The organism is Corynebacterium sp. NML120713 (assembly GCF_001875735.1).
Lineage (GTDB): Bacteria > Actinomycetota > Actinomycetes > Mycobacteriales > Mycobacteriaceae > Corynebacterium > Corynebacterium pseudogenitalium.
On record NZ_MLCR01000012.1, the window covers coordinates 1 to 20,657 of the forward strand.

Annotated in this window: 21 protein-coding genes; 9 read left to right on the plus strand and 12 right to left on the minus strand. The window is 61.6% G+C overall.

The window, feature by feature from the left end; translation table 11 throughout:
• The 4 genes from BJP06_RS05915 to BJP06_RS05930 form a co-directional block, all read left to right on the plus strand.
• On the plus strand, positions 1-497 hold a 497-nt coding region (locus BJP06_RS05915), incomplete at its 5' end, for an integrase core domain-containing protein (protein ID WP_143110565.1).
• A gap of 273 nt (positions 498-770) precedes the next feature.
• Positions 771-1,721, plus strand: a complete 951-nt coding sequence (gene trxB, locus BJP06_RS05920) for a thioredoxin-disulfide reductase (protein WP_071573179.1) — start codon at positions 771-773, stop codon at positions 1,719-1,721.
• Positions 1,722-1,751: 30 nt separating this feature from the next.
• Positions 1,752-2,075, plus strand: coding sequence for a thioredoxin (gene trxA, locus BJP06_RS05925; protein WP_071568061.1), 324 nt, complete (start codon positions 1,752-1,754; stop codon positions 2,073-2,075).
• Positions 2,076-2,126: 51 nt separating this feature from the next.
• Positions 2,127-3,308 carry an N-acetylmuramoyl-L-alanine amidase gene (locus tag BJP06_RS05930; RefSeq protein WP_284804844.1) on the plus strand — a complete coding sequence of 394 codons (1,182 nt, stop codon included), beginning with the start codon at positions 2,127-2,129 and terminating at the stop codon, positions 3,306-3,308.
• Here BJP06_RS05930 and BJP06_RS05935 read toward each other — a convergent pair whose 3' ends face one another.
• The 7 genes from BJP06_RS05935 to rpmH all read right to left on the minus strand — a co-directional run bounded on the left by BJP06_RS05935 (position 3,309) and on the right by rpmH (position 7,825).
• The gene (locus BJP06_RS05935) at positions 3,309-4,394 is read right to left on the minus strand and encodes a ParB/RepB/Spo0J family partition protein (RefSeq protein ID WP_071573180.1); all 1,086 of its coding nucleotides are present in this window, start codon (positions 4,392-4,394) and stop codon (positions 3,309-3,311) included.
• Positions 4,395-4,396: 2 nt separating this feature from the next.
• Positions 4,397-5,278 (minus strand): ParA family protein, encoded by an 882-nt coding sequence (locus BJP06_RS05940; RefSeq protein ID WP_070363382.1) that lies wholly within the window; start codon positions 5,276-5,278, stop codon positions 4,397-4,399.
• 20 nt (positions 5,279-5,298) lie between these two features.
• A complete protein-coding gene (gene rsmG, locus BJP06_RS05945) occupies positions 5,299-5,916 on the minus strand; it encodes a 16S rRNA (guanine(527)-N(7))-methyltransferase RsmG (RefSeq protein ID WP_071573181.1) in 618 nt (205 codons plus the stop codon).
• Between the two features lie 92 nt (positions 5,917-6,008).
• On the minus strand, positions 6,009-6,989 hold the full coding sequence (gene yidC, locus BJP06_RS05950) for a membrane protein insertase YidC (RefSeq protein WP_071573182.1): 981 nt from the start codon (positions 6,987-6,989) through the stop codon (positions 6,009-6,011).
• Positions 6,990-7,012: 23 nt separating this feature from the next.
• Positions 7,013-7,315: a membrane protein insertion efficiency factor YidD gene (yidD, locus tag BJP06_RS05955; protein WP_071573183.1), complete on the minus strand. Its 303-nt coding sequence runs from the start codon at positions 7,313-7,315 to the stop codon at positions 7,013-7,015.
• Positions 7,294-7,665, minus strand: a complete 372-nt coding sequence (gene rnpA, locus BJP06_RS05960; RefSeq protein WP_070975456.1) for a ribonuclease P protein component — start codon at positions 7,663-7,665, stop codon at positions 7,294-7,296. The genes yidD and rnpA overlap by 22 nt, the downstream gene beginning before the upstream one ends.
• Positions 7,666-7,687: 22 nt before the next feature.
• On the minus strand, positions 7,688-7,825 hold the full coding sequence (rpmH, locus tag BJP06_RS05965; protein ID WP_070363641.1) for a 50S ribosomal protein L34: 138 nt from the start codon (positions 7,823-7,825) through the stop codon (positions 7,688-7,690).
• Between the two features lie 881 nt (positions 7,826-8,706).
• On the opposite strand from rpmH, the gene dnaA reads away from it, so the two are divergent.
• From dnaA to gyrB, 5 genes are all read left to right on the plus strand, one after another.
• Positions 8,707-10,230: a chromosomal replication initiator protein DnaA gene (dnaA, locus tag BJP06_RS05970; protein ID WP_070363378.1), complete on the plus strand. Its 1,524-nt coding sequence runs from the start codon at positions 8,707-8,709 to the stop codon at positions 10,228-10,230.
• Positions 10,231-11,254: 1,024 nt separating this feature from the next.
• On the plus strand, positions 11,255-12,460 hold the full coding sequence (gene dnaN / locus BJP06_RS05975; RefSeq protein ID WP_177224269.1) for a DNA polymerase III subunit beta: 1,206 nt from the start codon (positions 11,255-11,257) through the stop codon (positions 12,458-12,460).
• Positions 12,461-12,469: 9 nt separating this feature from the next.
• The gene (gene recF / locus BJP06_RS05980) at positions 12,470-13,648 is read left to right on the plus strand and encodes a DNA replication/repair protein RecF (RefSeq protein WP_071573184.1); all 1,179 of its coding nucleotides are present in this window, start codon (positions 12,470-12,472) and stop codon (positions 13,646-13,648) included.
• Positions 13,635-14,234, plus strand: a complete 600-nt coding sequence (locus BJP06_RS05985; RefSeq protein WP_071573185.1) for a DciA family protein — start codon at positions 13,635-13,637, stop codon at positions 14,232-14,234. The genes recF and BJP06_RS05985 overlap by 14 nt, the downstream gene beginning before the upstream one ends.
• A 77-nt stretch (positions 14,235-14,311) precedes the next feature.
• Positions 14,312-16,351, plus strand: coding sequence for a DNA topoisomerase (ATP-hydrolyzing) subunit B (gyrB, locus tag BJP06_RS05990; protein ID WP_071573186.1), 2,040 nt, complete (start codon positions 14,312-14,314; stop codon positions 16,349-16,351).
• Here gyrB and BJP06_RS05995 read toward each other — a convergent pair.
• From BJP06_RS05995 to BJP06_RS06015, 5 genes are all read right to left on the minus strand, one after another.
• Positions 16,348-16,797, minus strand: a complete 450-nt coding sequence (locus BJP06_RS05995) for a hypothetical protein (RefSeq protein WP_071573187.1) — start codon at positions 16,795-16,797, stop codon at positions 16,348-16,350. The two genes, gyrB and BJP06_RS05995, sit on opposite strands and share 4 nt — an antisense overlap.
• A 158-nt stretch (positions 16,798-16,955) precedes the next feature.
• Positions 16,956-17,324 carry a hypothetical protein gene (locus BJP06_RS06000; RefSeq protein ID WP_143110566.1) on the minus strand — a complete coding sequence of 123 codons (369 nt, stop codon included), beginning with the start codon at positions 17,322-17,324 and terminating at the stop codon, positions 16,956-16,958.
• Positions 17,325-17,366: 42 nt separating this feature from the next.
• Entirely contained in the window at positions 17,367-20,060 is a 2,694-nt protein-coding gene (locus BJP06_RS06005; protein WP_071573189.1) for a YPDG domain-containing protein, read from the minus strand.
• A 67-nt stretch (positions 20,061-20,127) separates the two neighbouring features.
• Positions 20,128-20,397: a TetR family transcriptional regulator gene (locus BJP06_RS06010; RefSeq protein WP_071573190.1), complete on the minus strand. Its 270-nt coding sequence runs from the start codon at positions 20,395-20,397 to the stop codon at positions 20,128-20,130.
• Complete coding sequence (locus tag BJP06_RS06015) at positions 20,390-20,605, minus strand: CopG family transcriptional regulator (protein ID WP_071573191.1); 216 nt, start codon at positions 20,603-20,605, stop codon at positions 20,390-20,392. The genes BJP06_RS06010 and BJP06_RS06015 overlap by 8 nt, the downstream gene beginning before the upstream one ends.
• Positions 20,606-20,657: the final 52 nt, after the last annotated feature.

Here is a 20,657-nt window from a genome sequence, read left to right on the forward strand (position 1 = left end):
CACGACATATGTTTGAAGAAATCTTTGCCGCACACCCTGATGTCGACACGGTGCACTCCGATAACGGGGCAGCGATGACCAGTCGCAGCCTTGGCAGACTTTTTGATGCCCACCAGGTCAAACGCTCGTTCAGTAGACCATCGATTAGCAACGATAATCCGCATATGGAGTCGTTGTTTCACACCATGAAAGGTATGGCCTACTACCCGAGGGCTTTTGCCAGCATCAAACATGCAGCGGCCTGGGTTGATGAGTTTACAACGTTGTATAACCAACGGCCCCACAGTGGGATTAATGGGTACACACCGCAAAGCGTGCTAGACGGCACATGGCAAAAGCTGGAGGCCAACCGGCGAAGTGCCGTCGAGCAAGCACTTGCTGATGGGGTAATTACCGCGCGACCGAAAACACCGATTGGGTTGCCTGAGAAAGTCACGATTATCCGCACAACAACTAAGACAGCGCCGATACCACGTGCATTGATGATGCATTGTTAACCATGAATCTGGCCCACAACCACTTGACACAGAGCGCCTCCCCGCCAGACGACGGCATTTCCCCAGGTCGCGAAAAGCGGGTTGCGTCCTTTGTCACTCCGTCCGGTTGGGCTGACACCACATTCCCGATTTCCAACAACACTCCCGGCAAAAGCCCAGGTCGCCAACTCCGCGGACGGGAATCTGGTGCGCATGCCAAAAGCACACGTCTGGAACAAACAGTAGACTGGCTACGTTTACACCCCTGACAGAGCAAATCTACGAGGAGTTTTCATGACCAACGAGGCCAGCGAACAAACAGAACAAATTCATGACGTGATTATTGTCGGCTCGGGCCCGGCGGGGTACACGGCAGCGCTGTACGCGGCGCGTGCGGAGCTGAACCCGCTGGTGTTTGAGGGTTACGAGTACGGCGGCGAGCTGATGAACACCACTGAGGTGGAGAACTTCCCTGGCTTCAAGGATGGGGTGATGGGCCCGGATCTGATGATGCAGATGCGCAAGCAGGCGGAGAAGTTCGGCGCGCGCCTGGAGTCGGAGCTGGTGGACAAGGTTGATCTCAGCGGTGACGTGAAGAAGGTGTTCGTGGGGGATGACGTCTACCAGGCCCGCGCGGTCATTCTCGCTACTGGTGCGGCGCCGCGTCACCTGGGCATTCCGGGTGAGGCTGAGCTGACGGGTCGCGGTGTGTCCACGTGCGCGACCTGTGACGGCTTCTTCTTCAAGGATCAGCACATTGCCGTTGTCGGTGGTGGGGATTCGGCGATGGAGGAAGCGACGTTTTTGACCAAGTTTGGGTCGAAGGTTTCCATTATTCACCGTTCGGAGAACTTCCGCGCGTCGCAGATTATGTTGGAGCGCGCCCGGGCGAATGAGAAGATTGAGTTTATTACGCATTCGGTGGTCGAAGAGGTCGTCGAAAAGGATGGCAAGGTTGGCGGCCTGAAGGTGCGTAACGTGCAGTCGGGCGAGGAGTCGGCACTGGATGCGACGGCGTTGTTCGTAGCGATTGGGCACGATCCGCGTTCGGGCTTCTTGGAGGGCCAGGTGGCCACGGATGAGGGTGGCTACGTAGTTGTCGACGCCCCTTCGACGCGCACGAACGTGCCGGGCGTGTTTGCGTGTGGTGATTTGGTGGATAACCACTATCGTCAGGCGATTACGGCGGCTGGTTCGGGGTGCCGGGCGGCGTTGGATGCGCAGCATTTCCTTGCGGCGCTTTAGAATAGAAAGAACTGTGTTCAAGGAGGAACGATGAGTGCACCTGTTGATGTGACGAAGAATACGTTTAAGGCTGAGGTCGTTGAGGCTTCGACGCCGGTGTTGGTGGATTTTTGGGCTGAGTGGTGCGCTCCGTGCCGGAAGTTGTCGCCGGTGTTGGATGAGATTGCGTCTGAGCTGGATGGCAAGGTGAAGGTCGCGAAGGTGAATGTGGATGAGGAGCGTGAGCTGGGGATGATGTTCCAGGTCATGTCGATTCCGACTGTGTTGATCTTCAAGGATGGCCAGAAGGTGGATGAGTTTGTGGGGGCGCTCCCGAAGGCGCAGATCGTCCAGAAGGTTGAGTCGTATCTGTAGGCTGTCCGTCGTAGGATGGACTGCATTGTTGGTTTTGTAGAAAGGTGCCCAGTGGGTGACATTCTCCGCGTAGGTGATTCGAGTGCTCGCGTGGCCGAGGCGCGTGCGACGCTTGCGCGTTTGGGCATGTTGGAGGACTTCGATGGGGATATCGAGGACTTCAACTCGCGGCAGTTCACTCCCGACGAGATGCTTTTCGACGCCCCTTTGGCGGAGTCCGTGAAAGCATTTCAGCAGTCGCGGGGAATTATGCCGACTGGCGCTATCGATGACTTGACGTTGCGTGAGCTGCGTGAGGCGTCGTATACGTTGGGGGCGCGTGTGTTGCAGTACCAGCCGAATCAGGAGTTGGTGGGCGACGACGTGGGGCAGTTGCAGACGCAGCTGCATGAGCTGGGCTTTTATTCGGATCGTGTGGATGGGCGGTTCGGTCCGCGCACGCACGAGGCCGTGATGAATTACCAGCTGAATTCGGGCTTGGAAGACGATGGGGTGTGTGGCCCGGATACGTTGCACGCGTTGAGTCTGTTGGGCCGCCGGATTACGGGCGGTTCGGCGCACGCGATTCGCGAGCGTGAGCATGTGCGCGCGGCTGGCCCGCAGTTGGCGGGCAAGCGCGTGGTGATTGATCCGCATCTTGGTGGTGCGGATAAGGGCGCGCTTGTCGACGGCCCCTTCGGCCAGATCACGGAGGAGGAGATCCTGTGGGATTTGGCGCAGCGCGTGGAGGGCCGCATGATTGCGGCTGGTGTGGAGACGATCATCTCGCGCCCGCGTGGTGATAATCCGTCGTGTAAGGAGCGCGCCGATCTGGCGAACGGCTTCGACGCCGACTTGGTGATTTCCCTGCAGTTGGACCGTTATGCCAATGAGAAGGCGAATGGTGTGGCCACGTTCTACTTCGGTTCGGAGAACGGGACGTCGTCGATGACGGGGGAGACGCTGTCGGGCTATATTCAGCGTGAGATTGCGGCGAGGACGTCGCTACGTAATTGCTGGAATCATGCCCGGACGTGGGAGATGCTGCGGATGACGCGGATGCCGTCAGTGGAGATCGTGGCTGGCTATGTCACGAATCCGCACGATGTTGAGGTGGTGACGGATCCGCAGCAGCGTGACGCGATCGCGGAGGCGATTGTGGTGGCGGTGAAGCGCCTGTACTTGCTGGATTCTGATGACCAGCCGACAGGCACCTACTCTTTCCAGGACTTGCTCCGCCAGGAGCACCTGTAGTTAATCGGTGCCCTGGATGAGGCCCATGATGCGTTCGAAGTCCTGACGGTCGCCGAATTCGACGACGATTTTACCTTTCCGTTTGCCCATGGTGACGGAGACTTTGGTGTCCCATTCGTCGGCGAGTTGGTCGGCGGCCCGGGTGAGGTATTCGGGCTGGGGGACGGGTTCGCGGCGTTTCTTTTGTGGGACGCCGCCTTCGTTATTCATGAGCGTGACGGCTTCTTCGGTGGCGCGGACGCTTAAGCCCTCGGAGACGATGCGTTCGGCGAGCAGGGTCTGGCCGTTGGAGGTCAGGGCGTCGCTGCCGAGCTTGAGGCCGAGGAGTGCGCGGGCGTGGCCTGCGGAGAGTACGCCGGCGGCGACGCGGCGCTGCACCGGCACGGGCAGGCGCAGGAGGCGGATCGCGTTGGTGATCACTGGGCGGGAGCGACCGAGTTTGTCGGCGAGTTGCTCCTGGGTGACGCCGAACTCTTCGAGGAGCTGCTGGTAGGCGGCGGCTTCTTCGAGTGGGTTGAGTTGGACGCGGTGGATGTTTTCCAGCAGGGCGTCGCGAAGCATGTCCTGGTCGGAGGTTTCGCGGACGATGGCCGGGATGTGCTTCAGGCCGGCTTTGGAGGCGGCGCGCCAGCGGCGCTCGCCCATGATGAGCTCGAAGCCCTCGGGCGTGTCGCGGACGACGATGGGTTGCAGCAGGCCGAACTCGCGGATGGAGTGGACCAGCTCGTTGAGGTCGTCTTCGTCGAAGACCTGGCGGGGCTGCTTCGGGTTCGGGATGATCTGCCCGACCGCGATTTCCTGGTAGCGCGCGCCGACGGGCACGGGCTGCATAACGTTCTCTGGCGTGGCGCCGACGGTGGGCGCGCCCGCGACCTTGGGCCGCTTTCCGCGCGGCGGAAGCTTGTCGCCGCCACCGGAAGCCCCGGAAGCCCCCGAAGCCCCGGCTGCCCCCGCGGCGCCGAAGATCACGTCGGAGGCTTTGCCGCCGATGCCGCCGGTCTTGCCGGTTTTGTCGGTCGCGGCTGGTGCCTGCGGGATGAGTGCTGCTAGTCCGCGGCCGAGGCCGCCTTTACGCTCTTGTGCCATGGTTATTCCTCGCCCTCGTCTAGTTGTTGGGCCACCTGGGGGCTGACGCCGATGGGCCCCGTGGTGGCGTGTGGTTGGTAGTCGCCGCGTGTTGCCAGTTCGCGGGCGGCGTCGTAGTAGGCCAGCGCTCCGCTGGAGAGTGGGTCGTAGTCGATGACGGTTTGGCCGTAGCCTGGCGCCTCGGAAACCTTCACGGAGCGCGGGATGACGTTGCGCAGCACCACTTCGCCGAACTGGTTGCGCACTTCGCCGGCGACGTCCGCAGCGAGGCGCGTGCGGGCGTCGTACATGGTGAGCACGATCGCGGAGATGTGCAGGTTGTGGTTGAGGTGCTCGCGGATCATGCCGATGTTGCCGAGCAGCTGGCCGACGCCCTCAAGCGCGTAGTACTCGCACTGGATGGGGATCATGACTTCGTCGACGGCGGTCATGGCGTTGATGGTGAGCAGCCCGAGTGATGGTGGGCAGTCGATGAAGACGTAGTCGAAGTTGTGCTCTTCGAGGAAGCCGCGCCGGATGGCGTCGTGCAGCCGGTATTCGCGGCGCACCATGGACACCAGCTCGATTTCGGCACCGGCGAGGTCGATGGTGGCAGGGATGCAGTAGAGGTTCTCGTTGTTGGCGTGCGCCTGCAGTGCTTCCTCGGGCGTTGCTTCGCCGATGAGGACTTCGTAGCTGGAGGTGGTGCCGGAGGTGTGCTCGGCGCCGAGCGCGGTGGAGGCGTTGCCCTGCGGGTCCAGGTCGATGACGAGGACGCGCATGCCTTGGCGGCTGAGTGCCGACGCCATGTTCACCGATGTCGTCGTCTTGCCGACGCCGCCCTTCTGGTTCGCAACGGTGAACACGCGGGTGTGCGCGGGGCGTTGCAGCGTGGCGTTGTCCATGCTGGTGGTGTTCCTTTCCGCTATTTCCGCACGATTCGGATGAGGGTGGTGGGCTGGTCGAGGACGTCGGCGCCAACCTGGAAAATGTTCGGCGTGATCCCCCCGGCTTTCTTAATCGCCCGCGCGTCGCGTTCGAGTTCTTCTGCAACACTAGCGCCTTTCAGCGCCAACATCGAGCCCCCGTGGCGTACCAGTGGAAGACTCCAGCCGGCGAGCTTGCCCAGGGGCGCGACGGCGCGGGAGGTGACCACGTCGAACTGCCCGCCGGGCTGCTCCTCGGCGCGGCCGCGGACGACGGTGACGTTGTCCAGTCCCAGCTCGTCTTTGACCTCGGCGAGGTACGTGGAGCGCTTCAGCAGCGGCTCGATAAGGGTGAACGAGACGTCGGGGCGGGCGATGGCCAGTGGGATGCCGGGCAGCCCTGCGCCGGAGCCGATGTCGGCGACGGTGGTGGCGTCGTTAAGTGCTTCGGAGACCACCGCACAGTTGAGGATGTGCCGTTCCCACAGGCGGCCTACTTCTTTGGGGCCGATGAAGCCGCGCTCGGCGGCGGTTGTGGCGAGCGATTCGTGGTAGGCCTGGGCGAGCGTCAGGCGGTCGCCGAAGATGGTGGCGGCTGCTGTGGGCTGTTCTGACACGGCTGTGTACTCCTTTGAATTTTTAGTCTGGCATCGACTCTAGTAAAAGTAACGCCCCCAGCAAACACTTGCTGGGGGCTGGGGGCTACCGGTTACTTGCCTTGCTGCTTGCGCTGCTTCTTGCTGCGCTTGTCCACCTTGCGGGCACCGACAACGGGAGCGGAGGCGCGCTTGGCTTCTGCCTTGGCGCGCTCCTCGGCCTCTTCCTCGGCGTCCATCTTGGCGAAGACGATACGGGTCTGGAAGAAGGTCCACACATTGTTGGCCAGCATGTAGAACAGCAGGCCGATGTGCCACAGGAAGCCGGACGCGATGATCATGACCGGGAAGACCCAGAGCATCATCTTGTTCATCATCTGCATCTGCTGTTGCATCATGGCGGCGTTGTCACCGGATGGGGTGTTGACCTTGCCGGCGGCGCGGCGTGCGGCCTGACGGTTCATGGACATCCGGGCGTTGAGGTGGGTGAACGTCGCGGAGATGAGCACGAGCGGCAGGCACACCATGACGATGTTGGCGCGGGTGAAGTCCAGGCCGGTGAACGCCGCGAAGGCGTCTTCTGGCATGGACATGTACGCGGAGAGCGGCACACCGAAGAAGTCGGCGTCCAGGAAGGAGCGGACGTCTTCTGGGGAGAACGCGTAGTTGGCCAGGTTGCGGTTCTCTTCAACGCTGAGGCCCAGCTGGTTGGGGCCGGTGCCGGTGCGGTTGAAGGAGCGCAGCACGTGGAACAGGCCGATGAACACGGGCATCTGCGCCAGCGGGACGATGCACGAGGCGAGCGGGTTGGTGCCCATCTCCTTGTACAGTTTCTGCGTCTCTTCCGCCATTTTCTGCTGGTCGTTCTTGTACTTTTGGCGGATTTCCTGCATCTTCGGCTGCATTTCCTGCATCTTGCGCATGGACCGCATTTGGTTGACCATGGGCTTGACCAGCAGGGTTCGCAGGGTGAAGGTGAGGAAGACGATGGACAGGATCCATGACAACGCCGAGTCTGGCGAGAGGATGAAGCCGAATACTTTGTGCCAGAACCACAGCACCCAAGAAATCGGCCAGTAGATGAAATTCAGCACTTTGGGGTGTTACTCCTCGTTGGTTACTTGGTGGTCGTTCCTGTGGACGCGTCCGTACCGCTGCCGGGTACTGGGTCGAACCCGCCGGGGTGCCAGGGCCCACATTTGCAGACGCGGGCCACGCTGAGCAGGGTGCCTTTGATGGCACCGTGTCGCGCGACCGCTTCGAGTGCGTAGGCGCTGCACACTGGCATGAAACGACACGTCGCACCCATCTTAAGGGGTGAGAGGTACTTTTGGTAGCAGCGTACGGCCTTCACGAGTGCCCGCGCGGCCGCGGTTGGTGGTGCGGGGATGCGTTGGCCTAGGAAGTTGTAGTACGCCATTTGTCCAGGGCTTTGCGCAGCGCGGCGTCGTAGTCGTGCGCGAGTTGCGCGCTCGTGGCGGTGGCTGAGGCGGGCAGGGCTCTCACCACGACGTCGTGGTGCAGCTCCAGCTTATCGACGCCCCCTCGCAGCACATGCCGCAGTTTCCGAGACACCGCGTGCCTGGTCACCGCGTTGCCGACCTGCTTGGACACGATCAGTCCGAAGCGCGGCCCGCCGTGCAGCGCGATGGTGTCCTCGGCCCGCGAGCGGACGTGGACGATTAAAGTGCGAGACCCCGCGCGCACTCCTTTCCTCATGGTCTGCCGGAAGTCGGCAGAGGAGGAGAGTTTGTGCGGGCGGGGTAACACGATGTCGCTGCGCTTCGGGCGTTTATGCCGTCAGGCTTGCGCGGCCCTTCTTGCGGCGCGCGGAAACGATTGCGCGGCCGGCGCGGGTGCGCATGCGGGCACGGAAGCCGTGCTTGCGTGAACGACGGCGGTTGTTTGGCTGGTAAGTCCGCTTAGACACGGTGGACTCCTTATAAGAGGTCACGACGGCCAGCGGGAACCCGCCGCGGTGCGCGACGCATTCCCTCCCGGGGTAGTAGCCGTCCCGGAATTGCAATGTTCAGGTTGAGATTGCCCGGCCGCGGCGCGTTGTGCGCGTTGACCTGCATGCATCACCTTCGCTGACTCGCCCTGGGTGGGCGGCCCGGTGCACTGCGTAGATGGTGCTCTCAAGCACACCGTGGGCATGTTGCTTCGCGCCCGTAGTGTGACAGACTACGCCAGACTACGCGAAAAACCGCTGGTTGTTCAAATCGACACACTGTCTTTTGAGCCGGGTGGGGCGCAGGTCCATTCGTTTACCCCCGTAATTACAAGGGTGTACTTTCGCGCAGGTGGTTGCATATTTTCGAACACCGGGGGCCGCGCTATCACCGGCCTGACGCGCGATTACTTCCCAACACGCGTACGCAATGTTCGAGATTTCCTGTGAATCACATCCGTGAAACGAGTTATCCACAGGGTTGTGGCATGCGGGCTGTTAGACATTGCAAGCTCACACCGGGTAACAATGATAAAGCACCACAATTACACACGTTCTTTCTCCACATCGCTGTGGATAACTGTGAACAACAGGTTGAGACTTTGCGGCGTAATTTGTAATTACAGCAGGTCACAGCCGGTAAAAGTTCCGTGAAAAGTTATCCACAGGGGAGGGGGAAGGCTGTGAACAACTTACTCACCGAAGTTATCCACAGGTGTGGACAAGTCTGTGGAAGATACTGGTGAGACGCAGGTTTTGGAATTACAAAATCTGTGAAACAGCGGTGGAATGTACGTGAAATTCCACAGTTGTGACGAACGTCACTAAATGACATGTCGGATTAGGAGGAAAGCGGGACGTTGGCAGAGCAAGACATCGAAACGCTATGGCGCACCATCGTCGCTGACCTGCTGGCGCTGTCGGCGCAGCCCAGCTCGCAGGTCCCGTCGCTGACCCCGCAAGAGCGCGCCTACCTCCAGCTCGTCCGCCCCGTCATGCTTGTCGACGGCTACGCCATCCTCTCCGCCCCCCACGCCGCCGCAAAAACGGTCGTGGAGCAGTCCCTGGCACCGCACATCACTGCGCTGCTGGCGTCCCACCTGGGCAAACACTGCACGCTCGCCGTCTCGATCCAGGCGCCAGAAGCCCCGGCAGCGCCTTCAGCTCCGCCTGCCCCCGAGGCCGTCGACCCGGCCCACATGACCCCCGGCGAGCAAATCCCAATGGGCCTCGATGAACTCGCCGAGATGCACGCCCGCCAACAGCAACAACACCAGGCGCCGGCGCACCCGACCGTCCCTAAGCGAATCCCCCGCGAAAAGCCTGCCCACGACCCTGAGCGCGAGACCAGCCTGAACCCGAAGTACACCTTTGAGAACTTCGTCATCGGCTCCTCGAACCGCTTCGCCAACGGCGCCGCCGTCGCCGTCGCCGAGAACCCGGCCCGCGCCTACAACCCCCTGTTCATCTGGGGTGGCTCGGGCCTCGGCAAGACGCACCTGCTGCACGCCGCCGGCAACTACGCGCAGGTCCTGCAGCCGAACCTCCGCATCAAGTACGTCTCCTCCGAGGAGTTCACGAACGACTACATCAACTCCGTACGCGACGACCGCCAAGAAAGCTTCAAGCGCCGCTACCGCAACCTCGACATCCTGATGGTCGACGACATCCAGTTCCTCGAGGGCAAGGAAGGTACCCAGGAGGAGTTCTTCCACACCTTCAACGCGCTGCACCAGGCGAATAAGCAGATCATCCTGTCGTCTGACCGCCCGCCGAAGCAGCTCACCACCCTCGAGGACCGCCTCCGCACCCGCTTCGAAGGCGGCCTCATCACCGACGTCCAGCCACCAGACCTGGAGACCCGCATCGCCATCTTGATGAAGAAGGCGGCCGCCGACGGCACGCAGGTCGACCACCAGGTGCTCGAGCTCATCGCCTCACAATTCGAGTCGTCGATCCGCGAGCTCGAGGGCGCCCTCATCAGGGTCTCGGCCTACTCTTCCCTTATCGACGAGCCCATCACCCTCGACGTCGCCCAAGTCGCCCTTCGCGACATCCTCCCCGACGAAGGCGACATCAACATCAACGCCTCCACCATCAAGGAGTACGCCGCCGAATACTTCAACGTCACGATGGACCAGCTCATCGGCGCAGGTAAAACCCGCCAGGTGGCGCACGCCCGCCAGATCGCGATGTACCTGTGCCGCGAACTCACCGAACTCTCCCTCCCCAAGATCGGCGACGAGTTCGGCGGCAAGGACCACACCACCGTGATGTACGCGGACCGCAAGATCCGCAAGGAGATGACGGAGAACCGCGGCACCTACGACGAAATCCAGGAACTGACCCAAATCATCAAGGCCCGCGCCCGCACCCTGCGCTAACTTTCGTCGCCCTCGGCGTCGCCCGCACCAAATTCCCTCCCGGAGTTATGCTGACCTGGGGTTTTACTCAGCGACTTTCCCAAAATCCTGGAATTTGGTGCCTCACCGAGAGTCAAAGACACCAAATTCCCTCATAACCATCTTCTGACCTGGGGTTTTCCAAACCCACGTGCAGAAAACAAGGAATTTGGTGCAGAGATTGGGCAGCGAGTGACAAAGGATGCAATCCTGCCGGCCGACTTCGACAAAAGCCCAGGTCGCGAAAAGTCGGTTGCGTCCTTTGTCACTCACGCAACCCACGCGACACCATATTCCTTTGCTGCCAGCGCCCGACCTGGGGAAACGCTGAAGGCGCCCCCCGAAAAACAGGAATTTGGTGTCCCGTCGAAGGGTGGCAGTGACAAAAGACGCACCTCTTTTAATCTAGTCCTTTTCGTACCTGGCGTTTCGAATGACTATTCCATAAGACGTTGCGTCTTTTGTCACTCGGTCCGCTTGGATGACACCAAATGCACTCGCCCCCACCCAACAAACATTCCACAAACTTATCCACACCTGTGTAATTACACCGCTGTAATTCACATTCAGGGGCGAAACACCCAAGTGACCCGCACCACAAAGAGACCCACATCACACACCACAGTCCTTGTGGATAACGTGTGAATCCCCAGTGGACAACCCTTCCCGAGTTGTGCACAGATCAAATGACAGAAAATCTATCCACAAGCGCCCGGAGTTATCCACATTTCTTCCACAGGCAATTGCACACCCTGTTTTCGCGCTCCGACCACGGCGAATTCGTGTAATTCCACAGATTGCACAGGACTTATTGTTGTTCCCAAGGTTTTTACTTGTAATTCCTAGAGTAGAAAGGGGACCTGTGCAGAACGGCGCACAAACGACCAACGCCCCAAAAAGCCATGAGCTAGGCGTGTGAAAACTCGAATGACAAAAAGCGCGTCCCCGCCTAGAGTGAGTACGTAATTACAAGAATCTCTACGTACTGCAAGGAGCCCGTGTCACTATGGCGGACATCCAAGACAACTTGAATTCCAACGTTTCCTTCCGCGTGCACAAGGAGGACCTGTCGGACGCGGTGGCGTGGGTTGCTCGGATGTTGCCTACGAAGAACACGCAGCCGATTCTTCGCGCGGTGTTGATTACGGCGTCGGATGAGGGTTTGGAGTTCGCGGGTTTCGATTATGAGGTGTCGTCGCGGGTGCGGATTGCGGCTGAGGTGGATACGCCTGGTCGCGTTGCGGTGGCGGGCAAGTTGTTGTCTGACATTGTTGCGAATATGCCGAATCAGCCGGTTGAGGTTTCTACGAGTGACACAAAGTTGCTTCTCGACGGCGGCTCCGCCCACTTCGAGCTGCCTTTGATGCCGTTGGACGATTATCCGCAGTTGCCGCAGTTGCCTGAGGTGACGGGCACGATCGGTTCGGAGGACCTGAGTGGTGCGGTGATGCAGGTGGCTGCCGCGGCGGGTAAGGATGACACGTTGCCGATGCTGACCGGTATCCACATTGAGGTGGAGGGTTCGACGTTGCACTTGACGGCGACGGACCGTTTCCGGTTGGCGTTGCGTTCGTTGGAGTGGTCGCCTGCTGGTGAGGGGGTGCAGGCGAAGCTGTTGGTGCCGGCGAAGACGTTGTTGGATAACGCGCGGACGTTGGATACGCAGTTGGAGGAGCCGGTGCAGATTGCCGTTGGTGGCGTCGATAATGTGGGCGCGGACGGCTTGTTTGGTTTGCATGCGGGCAATCGTGAGACGACGACGCGCATGTTGGATGCGGATTTCCCGAATGTGCAGCCGTTGTTGCCGAAGGCGCATACGTCGATGGCGTCGGTGGAGGTGGCTCCGTTGTTGGAGGCGATTCGCCGTGTGTCGTTGGTGGCGGATCGGAATGCGCAGTTGAGGTTGCATTTTTCGGAGGGTCAGGTGACGTTGTTTGCGTCGGGGGCTGATTCTGGTGAGGCGTCGGAGTCGATTCCTGCGCAGTTTGTGGGGGAGGATGAGCTGCTGATTGCGTTTAATGCTGGTTATTTGCGTGATGGTTTGTCGGTGATTGGGACGGATCGTGCGGTGTTTGGGTTTACGGAGTCGTCGCGTCCGGCGATTATGATTCCGGAGCCGGAGTCGTTGCCGGAGAAGGGCGATGATGGGTTGTTCCCGACGCCGGAGACGAATTTCACGTATTTGTTGATGCCGGTTCGCCTGCCGGGCTAATTTGCCGCGATGTACGTTTCGGAGCTTGACCTGCGTGATTTCCGTTCGTGGCGGGAGTTGCATGTGGATTTGGAGCCGGGCGTCACGGTGTTTTCGGGCCGCAATGGGCACGGGAAGACGAACATTGTGGAGGCGGTGCGCTATACGTCGATGCTCGGGAGTCACCGGGTGGCGACGGATGGCCCGCTGATTCATTCGGGGGCGAGTGATGCGCGCGTGTCGGCGACGACGGTGAATGAGGGGCGCGCGCTGACGACCCATGTGCTGATTAAGGCGAGTGGGGCGAATCAGGCGCAGATTAATAGGACGCGGTTGAAGTCGGCGCGTGAGTTGCTGGGTGTGCTGCGGACGGTGATGTTTTCGCCGGAGGATTTGCGGTTGGTGAATGGGGAGCCGGGGGATCGTCGCCGGTTTTTGGATGCGTTGGCGGCGGTGCGTACGCCGCGTCATGGTGGGGTGAAGGCGGATTATGACAAGGTGTTGCGCCAGCGTAATGCGTTGTTGCGTTCGCAGAATACGGCGTTGCGTCGCGGTTATGGGGATGCGGCGGGCGCGGGTGCGCTGAGTACGTTGGATGCTTGGGATGCGCAGTTGGCGCGGTATGGGGCGCAGGTGTTGTCGGGCAGGCTTTTGCTTGTCGACGCCCTCTCCGATCACATCACGGAGTCGTATGCGTCGGTGGCGCCGGAGTCGCGGGCGGCGTCAGTGGAGTATACGTCGACGTTGGATAGGGCGGTGTTGGAGTTGACGGGGGAGGCGTCGCGGGATCCGCAGGTGTTGGAGGCGGCGATGTTGTCGGAGTTGGGGAGGCGTCGAAAAGAGGAGATTGAGCGTGGCTCAACGCTGGTGGGGCCGCACCGGGATGATTTGGTGTTGATGTTGGGTCAGCAGCCGGCGAAGGGGTATGCGTCGCATGGGGAGACGTGGTCGTTTGCGCTGAGTTTGCACTTGGCGGAGTACCGGTTGTTGGCTGGTGAGGGCGCGGATCCGGTGCTGATTTTGGATGATGTGTTTGCGGAGTTGGACGCGAAGCGCCGGGAGCGGTTGGTGCATGTGGCGGAGTCGGCGGAGCAGGTGTTGATTACGGCGGCGGTCGGGGATGATTTGCCGGGCAACCTTGATGGGGCGGTGACGGCGCGGTATCACGTGCGGATGGAGGAGGGGGTGTCCCACATTGAGCGAGCGTGACCTGGTGGGCACCACCTTTGACCAGTTGCGGCGCACGGCGAAGCGGCGTGGCGGGAGGCTGCCGGATTTGTCGAAGCAGGGCGCGAGTGTGGTGCCGCGCCGCAGTCAGAGCAAGGGCCGTCCGGTGAAGGATATTACGGTGCCGGGGCTGCACTTTGAGCAGGAGGAGCGCAGGCCGTGGCTGGAGCGGGGCCGCCCGACGGGCAAGGATGGCCGGGCGTTGCCGCGGAGTTACAAGGTGAAGTCGTTTTCGTCGCTGTTGGGTAAGGAGATCCGGAAGCGCGATTGGACGGAGAACATGGCGTACGGCTGGGTGATGGGCAATTGGGAGGGCCTGGTCGGCGCCACGATTGCGGAGCATACGAAGGTGGAGATGATTAAGGACGGCGAGGTCTTCATCACCTGCACAACGACGGCGTGGGCGACGCAGCTGAAGTACATGCAGTCGACGGTGCTGCGCGCGATTGCGGAGAAGGTGGGCCCGGATGTGATCCGGAAGCTGCACATTTATGGGCCGAGGGTGAAGAGTTGGCGTTATGGTCCGCTGCACGTGAAGGGGCGGGGGCCGAGGGACACGTACGGGTAGTCGTGGGGTTTGGTGTCCTGTTTTACGTGTAAGATGGGACGGGTTAATGACATTTTTCAGGAGGAGCGTCTTTTCCAGTGGCTGATCAACAACCTCATTATGACGCGTCGTCGATTACTATCCTCGAGGGCCTTGAGGCCGTCCGGAAACGCCCAGGTATGTACATTGGGTCGACCGGTGAGCGTGGCCTGCACCACTTGGTGTGGGAGGTCGTGGATAACTCGGTCGATGAGGCGATGGCGGGCTATGCCGATCGCGTCGATGTGACTCTGCTCGCGGATGGCGGCGTAGAGGTCGTCGATAATGGTCGTGGTATTCCGGTGGAGATGCACCCGTCTGGTGCGCCGACGGTGCAGGTCGTGATGACGCAGCTGCACGCGGGCGGTAAGTTCGACTCGGAGTCGTACGCGGTGTCGGGTGGCCTGCACGGTGTGGGTATTTCCGTGGTGAACGCCCTGTCCACGCGTGTTGAGGCGGACATTAAGCGCGAAGGCAAGCACTGGTACCAGCGGTTTGGGAACGCGCAGCCGGATCCGCTGGAGGAGGGCGGCAATGCCCGCGGCACGGGTACGGCGATTCGTTTCTGGCCGGACCCGGAGATTTTTGAGACCACGGAGTTCAAGTGGGACACGATCGCGCGTCGTCTGCAGGAGATGGCGTTCCTGAACAAGGGCCTGACCATCACGTTGAAGGATGAGCGCGTCTCCGAGGAGGAGCTTGAGCTCGAGGCGATCGCGGAGGAGGGTGAGACGGCCGCTGCGGTTGGCTCGGACTCGTTTGACGACGCCACCGAGGGTGACACATCTGCAACCCCGAAGAAGCGCGAGAAGAAGGTCACGTACCACTACCCGGACGGCCTGATTGATTACGTCAACTACCTGAATAAGTCGAAGACGGCGATCCACCCGACGATCGTGGGCTTTGACCAGAAGGGTGACGGCCTTGAGGCTGAGGTGGCGATGCAGTGGAACAGCTCCTTCAAGGAGTCTGTACACACGTTCGCGAACACCATTAATACGCATGAGGGCGGTACGCACGAGGAGGGTTTCCGCGCGGCGTTGACCACGCTGATGAACCGCTACGCGCGTGAACATAAGCTGCTGAAGGACAAGGAGCCGAACCTCACTGGTGATGACTGCCGTGAGGGACTCGCGGCCGTGGTGTCTGTCCGCGTGGCGGACCCGCAGTTTGAGGGCCAGACGAAGACGAAGCTCGGCAATACCGAGGTGAAGGGCTTCGTGCAGCGCGCCGTGAACGAGAATCTGTCGGATTGGTTTGATGCCAACCCGGCGGAGGCGAAGGCCATTATTTCGAAGGCTGTGTCGTCGTCGCAGGCGCGTCAGGCGGCGCGCAAGGCGCGTGACTTGGTGCGTCGTAAGTCGGCGACGGACTTGGGTGGCCTGCCGGGTAAGTTGGCGGACTGCCGTTCGAAGGACCCGAAGCTGTCCGAGCTGTTCATTGTTGAGGGCGACTCAGCAGGTGGTTCGGCGAAGCAGGGCCGCGACTCGATGTACCAGGCGATTCTCCCGCTGCGCGGCAAGATCCTGAACGTGGAGAAGGCCCGCATGGACCGCGTGTTGAAGAACGCGGAGGTCCAGGCGATCATCACCGCGCTGGGTACTGGTATTCACGAAGAGTTCGATATTTCGAAGCTCCGCTACCACAAGATTGTGCTGATGGCGGATGCTGACGTCGACGGCCAGCACATCGCGACGCTGCTGCTCACCCTGCTGTTCCGTTTCATGCCGGAGCTCATCGAGGAGGGCCACGTCTACCTAGCGAACCCGCCGCTGTACAAGCTGAAGTGGGCGAAGGGCGAGCCTGGCTACGCCTTCTCCGACGCGGAGCGTGACCAGCTGCTCGCGGAGGGCCTGGAGGCCGGCCGTAAGATCAACACGGATGACGGCATCCAACGTTACAAGGGTCTGGGTGAGATGAACCCGAGCGAGCTGTGGGAGACCACGCTGGACCGGGATCATCGTATTCTGCGTCGTGTTGATGTGGAGGACGCTCAGCGCGCTGACGAGCTGTTTAGCATCCTGATGGGTGATGATGTCGCGGCTCGCCGTTCCTTCATCACCCGCAAGGCGAAGGACGTCCGCTTCCTGGACGTTTAGCCTTCCATCTGCTTTTCGACGACCTCTCCGATCCGCGGCAGCGCTGGCCCCACAATTTTGGCTGCCTTGCTGCGGAACGTGGCGTAGATCTTCTGTACGCCGGCTGGCATGGAGTCGCGGAGGTTGTCGCCGAGTGAGACGAGTTCTGCGACCACGTCGTCTTCGTGTTGTGCGAGGTATTCGCCGAAGGCGGCGTGGTCGCCGTTTTTGTAGTCTTCCCAGCGGGGGTTGAGCTGCTCGAGGAGTTGCGGGAGGACGGTGTTGATGCCTTTGTGCAGGATGCGGGCGTCGACCTTCTTTACGCCTGCGATTGCGGAGCGCAGCGCCATGCCGGTGAGTCCGCTTTGGTCTGCGACGGTCTGGTCGACGACGCCGGCGAGGGCGTCGACAATGCCTGGGCGGCGCCCGTTGTGGAGGAGCGAGTTGAGTCCTTGTGGTGTTTCCATGCCGTTGATTGTATGACAAATGCGACCTGCCCCCCGGCAGGTCGCATTGTTACGTTGAGCGTTGCGGCTCTTCCGCCACAGCCGTCACACAGGACACTGTAACCACAACAGGAACAAACTTATCACGAGTCACAGCGGTGACATATTTGGGGTGGGGTTTAGACCTTGGGCAGCATCTTCTGCAGCTCGTTGAGGTCGATCTTGGAGAAGTCGAAAATGCGGTTACCCTGCGAGGATCCCATCACGCCCGAGAGCCCGGCCTGGCGCGCGAGGTCGTCGACGGCTGCGCGGAGTGGGGGAACGGCGTCGACAATTACTTGGCCGACGAGCAGGGTGAGCAGCGCAGCAATCGTCAGCGAGACCGGCGCCGAGCCCGTGTACGCGCTGCCGAGCGGTGGCTGCTTTGGTGGGGTGACGGTCGGCGTGATCACCGGCGTTGGTTTGGAGGATCCAGCTGGGGCGGTGGTTGCTTGCGGCGCGACGATCAGCGACGCCGCGACTCCGCCGGCGAGGACGAGAGCACTCATTTTCTTCATAGTGCTTACAATATCGTCCCCGCGCGAACGGTGTTAGCGAAGCAGCGCGTTGATGTCGACGTGCTGCAGCACGTAGTTCGCCGCGCCCGCCAGCAGGCCGAGCAGCGCGAGCACACCGACCACTATGCCGATGGTCGCGCCCGTGCTAGAGCCGTCCTCCTTCGAGGAGGAGCTGCTGGAGCTGTCACCACCCTTATCATCGTCCACTCCGCCCTCAACCCTGGCGTTCAGCTTGTACTCCTTCGTCGACCAGTCCGGGAACGTCGCGGTGACGGAGTAGTCGATGGAGGCGCCAGGCTTCGCGTCAGCCGGAGGTGTGATGGTGACCTCACCGGTGCGCGAGTCGGTGGCGAACTTCCAGCCGTCGTAGGTGCCGTTCGGGCCGTTGAACTTCGTGCCCGCCGGAATGTTGCCGCTCGGGCGCTGTACGATCGTGCCGTCAGCGTTCACCTTCTGGTCTTCAAAGTCGACGTCGGTCTTGTCCGCTTGAGATTCCTTCGGCTTCGCGGGCGTCGTCGTGCTGGTCGGCTGCGCGCTGGTGGACGGTGCAGTGGTCGTGCGCTCGACGTATACAACCACGTGGTGAAGCTGCTTCGAGCTGTCCGGGAACGTCACGGTGACAGGGAACTCCACCGTGGTACCAGCCGTCGCATTTGCCGGGGCGGACACGCGAATCTCACCAGTCTGGCTGTTCGTGGTGGCGGACCATCCTTGCTGCGATCCGCTCGGCCCGTTGAACCTCGTGCCCGCAGGGAACTCGCCCTTCGGCTTCAGCGTCACAGACTCACCAGCGTGCACCGGCGTGCGCGCGTACTCGATCTTGGCCGTATCAGCCTGTGGCTTCGATGGCTTCTGCTCACTTGTCGACGCCTCTTCGGTTGTCCGCGGGGCGGACGGTTTCGTGGCGGACGTGGTCGGCTTGGTGGTGCTCGGTTCTTCGCTTGTCCGCGGGGCGGAAGTGCTTGGCTCAGTCGTTGGGTCGGTTGTCCGCGGCGCGGACGGTTGCGTCGTGGACGTGGTGGGCTGCTCGCTTGTCCGCGGGGCGGACGGTTCCGCTGCGGACGTGGTCGGCTTGGTGGTGCTCGGTTCGGTCGAAGGCTGCTCGCTTGTCCGCGGGGCGGATGTCGTGGACTCCTCCGACGTCTTTGGTGTGCTCGTCTCCTTTGCCTTCACCGTGACAGAAAACTCCGTGCGCTGCTTGGAGCCGTCGCGGAAGTAGATCTCGATGGGAACTTCGAATTGCATATTCCGGGCGTGGCCCGGTGCTTCGATGGAGACAGCGCCGTCCTTGTCAGTGTTAACCTTCACGCCGTTGATGCTCTGGTCCTTCGGGCCGTTGACGAATGCGCCGGTCGGCACGGCGTCGGTTGGTGTGATTACGCGGTTCTCGCCGGCCTTGATGGTGACATCCTTGTAGGTGACTTTGAACTTCTCCGCTTCGGGGTTGGTTGGTGCTTCGAAGAGGACGACCGCGCTGCTAACGGAGCGGGAGCCGTCGGGGAAGTCGATGCGGATAGGCACGCTGATCTGGGTGCCCGCGCGGGTGCCTTCTGGGGCGTTGACGGTGACCACACCGGTCGAAGGGTTGATGCCGATCTCCCAGCCGGTCGGTGGCGTCGAGACCATTGCGAACTTGGTGCCCGCAGGCACGTCCTTGAGTGCAGGGGTGACGGTGGCGGTTTTGTCGGCGGGGGAGGTGGTCACAGGGTAGTCGACGGTGGCCTTGCTGGACTGCCACACGGGGTCCTTGGTCACCTCGACCTTGGCCTGTACGAAGTCTTGGGAGTCGTCGGAGTAGGTGACGATGACGGGCACGTTCACTACCGCGCCGGCAGCGAGCGGTTGCTTTGGTGTCGCGGTGATGGTGCCGGTGGTGGCGTCGATAGATAGGTCCCACTGTTTGGATTCGCCGATGATCTTGAATGTAGTGCCCTCGGGCAGGTCGGCGGTTTGCTTGACGGTGGCGGTTTCGTTGCCTGCGATCTGCGTTGCTGGGTAGGCCGGGGTGTGCTTCGCGGCGAGGCGGTCGGAGGACGGTGTGGTGTTGCCGTGCTTGTCGGCGACGGTGACTTTGGCGTGCTTGACGTCGGAGGAGCCGTCGGGGAACTCGGCGCGAACTGGGATGGAGAGCCAGGAACCATAGCCGATGTCGCCTGCCTTGACGGTGACGGCGCCGGTGGTCTCCTCGACGCTCACGTCCCACTTCTCAATCTTGTCACTGTTGAGGTAGAACTTCGTGCCCTGCGGGAACGTGCCGGTTGGCGTAACGGTGACGCTCTCCTTCGGCTGGACGAGCGAGTCCTTGTACTCGATGGTGGAGGTGTTGGCGTTGTTGTTGCCACCGGGGACGACGGTCACTTCGGAGTCGTAGGAGGCCGTCGTCTTGTCGGCGAAGAGAACCACGACGCGGTAGCGCAGGCCCTGGCCGGGGCGCAGTTTCGGTGCGGCTTTGATGGTGACGGCGCCGGTTTTCTCATCGGTGCTCAATTCCCAGTCGTCGATGCTGGATGGGCCGAAGGCCTTGGCGCCCTCTGGGAGTGGGACGCTGGGTTCCACGGTGGTGGTACCGCCTGCGGTGATCTCAGCGTCGCGCCATTCGCGCGCTTCCTGTGACTGAGATGCAGTCGTCTCAGTATTCTCTTCCGCACGCAGTTGCGGTGCGGCCAGGCCGGCGCCGATCAGTGCTGCGGTGGTTGCCAGTACTGCGGTGTACTTTGTAGCGTTCATGGTTCCTCCACCTCGTGTTCTCCAATGGTCCGTGTAAATAGTTGCCAGTCTAGGAGACGACCAACAATTACGCTTCCTCGACCCACCGCAAATAGGTGGTGCCGGCGACGTCGGCGAAGGCGTCGTTGGCTCCGGTGAGGGGGCGCAAGGAACGGATGGTGTCGGCGAGGCCGCAGGCGGCGGCGTGTGCGGTGTCGTAGACGGGCACGCCGTGGAGGTGGGCGCCGGGGACGGCGGCGCAGGCGCACAGTGCGGCGAAGGAGCGTATTCGCACCTTATATATATGCGCGCATTCGTCGGCGATGGCGAGCAGCTGCTCGCTGCTCAGGCTACGCATCGCGGGCCTGTCGGATGCGGCGTTCGGTGTGGGCGTATTCCTGCAGGGTGGTGCGGGCGAGGTTGGTAATGGTGGCGTCGTCAAGAAGGCGGGAGGCGGCGGTGACGATGGCGCGGCGGGCGGCCTCCTGCTTGGAGCAGCCCCAGGCGGAGGCGAGCATGATGAGGGCTGTGTCTTCGTCTGTGGTGAGTCGTAGCGTCATGGCCATGCCGCGATGGTATCAGAGTGATACCACGGTGCAGGGGTGCTTCGGCGCACAA